This window comes from Kitasatospora sp. NPDC004272 (assembly GCF_053603035.1).
The window spans coordinates 1-2,231 of record NZ_JBSGET010000279.1 but is presented as its reverse complement, the minus strand read 5'-3'; the positions used below and the strand labels follow the sequence as shown (position 1 = coordinate 2,231).

General features: G+C 70.9%; 3 protein-coding genes. All 3 read right to left on the bottom strand.

Annotated elements, in window-relative coordinates; all coding sequences use genetic code 11:
* The coding region (locus ACWEO5_RS38405) for an ATP-grasp domain-containing protein (protein WP_452166696.1) at positions 1-342 on the bottom strand (342 nt) is incomplete at its 3' end.
* A gap of 4 nt (positions 343-346) precedes the next feature.
* On the bottom strand, positions 347-532 hold the full coding sequence (locus tag ACWEO5_RS38400; RefSeq protein ID WP_344559462.1) for a lysine biosynthesis protein LysW: 186 nt from the start codon (positions 530-532) through the stop codon (positions 347-349).
* Positions 533-561: 29 nt separating this feature from the next.
* Complete coding sequence (locus ACWEO5_RS38395) at positions 562-1,716, bottom strand: isopropylmalate synthase (RefSeq protein WP_452166695.1); 1,155 nt, start codon at positions 1,714-1,716, stop codon at positions 562-564.
* Positions 1,717-2,231 lie beyond the last annotated feature (515 nt).

Sequence of the window (2,231 nt, the reverse complement as noted above, 5' to 3'; positions counted from 1 at the left end):
CCGGGAGAGCACCAGCCGGAAGTCGGGCACCGGCACCCCGGCGGCCCGCAGCTGGGCGCGCAGGGTGAGCTTGTTCTCGCAGGCGTGGATCGCGGCCGCGGAGTTCAGGGTGGGTATCTTCGCGGCCTCCGCCAGGGTGGCGATCAGGCCGCCCCGGGTGTAGCTGCGGCTGCGGACCATGACCGCGTCGTACGGTTCGAGGGCCGCCCGTTCGGGGGCGCCCAGGGCCAGCGACTCGTCGTTGACCCAGACCATCCGGATCCCCAGCCGGGTGCCGGTTTCGATCAGCCGGCGTTCCTCCCAGCCGATCCGGTCGGCGATGATGGCGACAGTGCGGTCCATGGGCTCACTGGCCCCAGTCACGGAGCTGCACCTCGACCATGCGGAAGGAGAGGTGGCCGTCGACGACCTCCTCGACCCGCAGGGTCAGCATGCACTCGGGACAGGCGATGGTCTCGCCCTCCACCAGCGGCGGGGTGGTCAGGTCGGTCTCGCACTCGGGGCAGACACCGGTGAGTGTGGCGGTGGACACGGTTCCTCCAGGGTTCGGGTCGGGGACGGTCAGCGGGAGCTGTAGTCGACGGCGGCCTTGCGGATGCCCTCGCGGTCGAGCAGGTGGCGCCCGTTGTTCTCCTGCTGCGCGGTCAGCCAGTCGGTGAAGGCGTCGACGTCGACCTGGACGCCCGAGTCCTCCAGCGCCCAGCGGACCAGCGCGGGCGTCAGCCGGGTGCGCACCCGCAGTTCGCGGGTGTTGCCGAGGAGTTCGGCGGGCAGGGTCTCGTACGCCTCGGGGTGGGTCAGCTGGCCGGGCAGCTCGTAGGCGAAGGCGTGCGCCGTGGTCGGGCCGGGCTGGAACGCCTCGCCGAGCTGCGCGCCGCGCAGGGCCAGGGCGCTCAGTTCGGTCAGGTGGGACAGGTCGAAGCGGGTGTCGCCGTGGATGACCCGCAGCGAGGTGAGCAGTTCGGCGAGCGGGGCGTTGCCGCCGCGTTCGCCGATGCCGCCGACGGTGGCGGAGACCCACTGCGCGCCGGCCCGGACGGCGGCCAGCGAGTTGGCGACCGCCATGCCCAGCATGTTGTGCGAGTGGATCTCGATCTCGGAGCCGTCGATCGCGGTGATCTCCCCGATCAGCGACTCCATCTGCCAGGGCGACAGGCAGGCCACCGTCTCGGCGAGCCGGAACCGGTCGGCGCCCGCCTCGAAGCCGGCCGCCACGTAGGGCACCAGCCGCTCCTTGGGCGTGCGGGCACCGTCCTCACCGCTGAAGGTGACGTGGAAGCCGAGGTCCTTGGCGGTGCCGATGGCGGCCTTGGCCAGTGCGTTCAGGTACTTGAGGCTGGGCGAGGCCAGTTTCAGCCCGGCGTGCTGCTCGGAGGTGGGGATGGAGAACATCACGTGGCGGACGTCCAGCCGCTTCGCCTCCAGCAGTGCCGCCTCGACCTGCTGGCGGTCGCGGACCATGACCAGGCTCATGCTGCGCTCGGGGCCGACCGCCTCGTGGGTGGCGAGGATGAGGTCGGCGTCCTTGGTGTCGGGGCCGGAGATCATGCCGACCTCGACCAGCTCGACGCCGGTGCGCACCAGCAGGTCCGCGATGCGGGCGGCGTCCTGGCGGCCGAACTCCACGCCGGCCATGTGGGCGGAGTCGCGCAGGGTGGCGTCGGACAGGTGGGGCAGCCTCTCGGCAAGGTCGCTCTGGTGCTGCGCGGGTGCCATCGCGTTTCCCTCCTTGCTCGGGACCCGGATTCCGTGGGACACGGCTCCGGGTCTTTCGACGAATCGTGCGGCTTGACGACGAATATCGTGCGAGATCGCGCCCGGTGGAGGCAACGGATTCCATGTCAGGTTTTGTCAAGGACCGTTGTCGAATGTCACGCCCCGTCAGCTCTGCAAGGGCCCTGTCGGCGGGTCGACAAATCTTCGGACAGGCACCCCCGACTCGTACGGGCCTTCGGTTACGGTGTCCGGGAATGATGCCGAAAGCTCCAGAATCACTGCGGCGCGCCCGTTCTCCCGCATTCTCGCGGGGGCGGTCACCGCGCCCACCGAAAAGGAGAGAGGGATCTGAATGCTTTATCCGAATTCCACGTCGGACGCCGCCGCCAGGGGGGCCGGCGGTAATCCGGCCGAATGCTCCCGGGACGCCGCCGACCGGATCGTGCGGCCGACCGCCGCCGAGCGCGACCGGGCCGGCCGCTGGGACCCGGCCCTGCTGGCCGAGCTGGCGGGCC

Bases quoted from the DNA above. Each gene is read 5' to 3' on its own strand.
- ACWEO5_RS38395 (WP_452166695.1), bottom strand. From the start codon at position 1,716: ATGGCACCCGCGCAGCACCAGAGCGACCTTGCCGAGAGGCTGCCCCAC.